Here is a 2,348-nt window from a genome sequence, read left to right as displayed (position 1 = left end):
TAACTAGGTACTATTTATAATGTTTTCTGCTGCTAACCGTCTTTCCATCTTTGTGGACGGCAATAATATGTTTTATGCCCAACAAAAAAATGGGTGGTTTTTCGATCCTCGGCGCGTGCTGGAGTACTTTACGAAAGAACCGGAGTTAATGCTCATTAACGCTTTTTGGTATACTGGACTCAAAGACGCTCAAGATCAACGCGGGTTTCGCGACGCGCTGATCAGTCTGGGCTATACAGTTCGTACCAAAATCCTCAAAGAGTATTACGATGATACTTCTGGTCGCTACTCCCAAAAGGCGAATTTGGATATTGAAATTGTGGTCGATATGTTTAATACTGTAGATCAGTACAATCGAGTGGTACTATTTAGTGGCGACGGGGATTTCGAGCGCGCGATCGAGTTACTTCGATCGAAGAACACCCATATCACCGTGATCTCCACCGAGGGGATGATTGCTAGAGAACTAAGGAATGTCACCGACCGCTATATCGATCTCAACGATATCCGCGATCGAATCGAGAAAGTTGATTCTTTATAGGAGAACCAATTCAAGTGTTAGAACGAAAGCCAAAAATAATAATGCAATTCACTTTATTGGAGTTACTAGTGCTTATTTAGGTGACAGAAAGATCTTCTTAAGTAAATCTGTCACCTTAAAAATGTCGTTAGCACAGATTCCCGACTTCTTCAAATAAGTCGGGGATCTAGTAGCTCGATTAGTAACTCCTCACATTATTATTTTTAGGTAACTAACATCATGACTCAGCAACCAGAAACGGATCGCGTAATTATTTTTGATACGACCCTGCGCGATGGCGAACAATCTCCAGGCGCGACCTTAAATGCCGACGAAAAACTAACGATCGCGCGTCAATTAGCCCGCTTGGGTGTCGATGTCATTGAAGCAGGATTTCCCTTTTCCAGTCGGGGCGACTTTGAAGCAGTCCAACAGATTGCCGATTTAGTAGGGACGCCATCGGGGCCGATTATTTGCGGTTTGGCACGCGCCAGCGAAAAAGATATTAAAGCCGCCGCTGAAGCTCTCAAACCTGCGGCTAAATCGCGGATTCATACATTTATTGCGACATCCGATATCCACCTAGAATACAAACTCAAAAAGACGCGCCCAGAAGTTTTGCAAATCGCTGGCGAAATGGTCGCTTATGCCAAAACATTCGTCGATGATGTCGAGTTTTCGCCGGAAGATGCCGGACGCAGCGATCCAGAATTTTTGTATACAGTATTAGAACGGGCGATCGCCAATGGTGCGACGACAGTAAATATTCCCGATACCGTCGGCTACACAACTCCCGCTGAATTTGGGGCGTTAATTAAAGGGATTAAAGAGAATGTCCCGAATATCGATCGGGCGATTATTTCCGTTCACGGACACGACGATCTGGGTTTGGCGGTTGCGAACTTCTTAGAAGCAGTCAAAAATGGCGCGCGGCAACTAGAATGTACGATTAACGGCATCGGCGAACGCGCTGGGAATGCCTCATTAGAAGAGCTAGTAATGGCTCTACATGTGCGCCGTCAGTACTTTAACCCGTTCTTAGGTCGTCCCGTCGATTCGGCTGCGTCATTAACTAATATCGATACCCGCCAAATTTACAAAACTTCTCGCTTAGTTTCCAGCCTAACAGGGATGATCGTCCAACCCAATAAAGCGATCGTCGGTGCTAATGCTTTTGCCCACGAATCGGGAATCCACCAAGATGGAGTTTTGAAAAATAAACTCACCTACGAAATCATGGACGCCCGATCGATCGGGTTGACTGATAACCTGATTACACTAGGCAAATTGTCCGGTCGGAACGCCTTCCGCACCCGCTTGTCGGAACTAGGCATCGAATTATCAGAGAACGATCTTAATAAAGCCTTCCTGAGATTTAAAGATGTCGCCGACAAGAAAAAAGAAATTACCGATCGAGACTTAGAAGCAATTGTCAACGACGAAATCAAACAAAGTCCCGAAATCTTTATCCTCGATCGCGTCCAAGTCGCTTGCGGCGATCGCGCTCAACCCACCGCAACTGTTACCATCAGAATGCCCAATGGTGAAGAATTGACCGACGCCGCGATCGGCACTGGCCCCGTAGATGCCATCTACAAGGCGATTAACCGCGTCATCGACGTGCCCAACCAATTGATTGAATTCTCCGTTCAATCGGTCACAGCGGGCATTGACGCCATCGGAGAAGTGACAATTCGCCTCAAATACCAGGACTATACTTACTCCGGTTATGCTGCGAATACCGATATCATTGTTGCTTCCGCGCAAGCCTACATCAATGCGCTCAATCGTCTGTATGCTGCCAAAACTAAGTTAGAAGAAGCAGCTA

At 46.3% G+C, this 2,348-nt stretch carries 2 protein-coding genes; both read left to right on the top strand.

The window, feature by feature from the left end:
- Positions 1-19 precede the first annotated feature (19 nt).
- Entirely contained in the window at positions 20-541 is a 522-nt protein-coding gene (locus RMO52_RS16630; RefSeq protein WP_309733960.1) for an NYN domain-containing protein, read from the top strand.
- Between the two features lie 219 nt (positions 542-760).
- The coding region (locus RMO52_RS16625) for a 2-isopropylmalate synthase (protein ID WP_310416360.1) at positions 761-2,348 on the top strand (1,588 nt) is incomplete at its 3' end.

The sequence above is a fragment of the Chamaesiphon sp. OTE_8_metabat_110 genome, assembly GCF_031382685.1.
Lineage (GTDB): Bacteria > Cyanobacteriota > Cyanobacteriia > Cyanobacteriales > Chamaesiphonaceae > Chamaesiphon.
The sequence above is the reverse complement of the archived record's forward strand: the minus strand, read 5'-3'. Positions and strand labels throughout refer to the sequence as shown.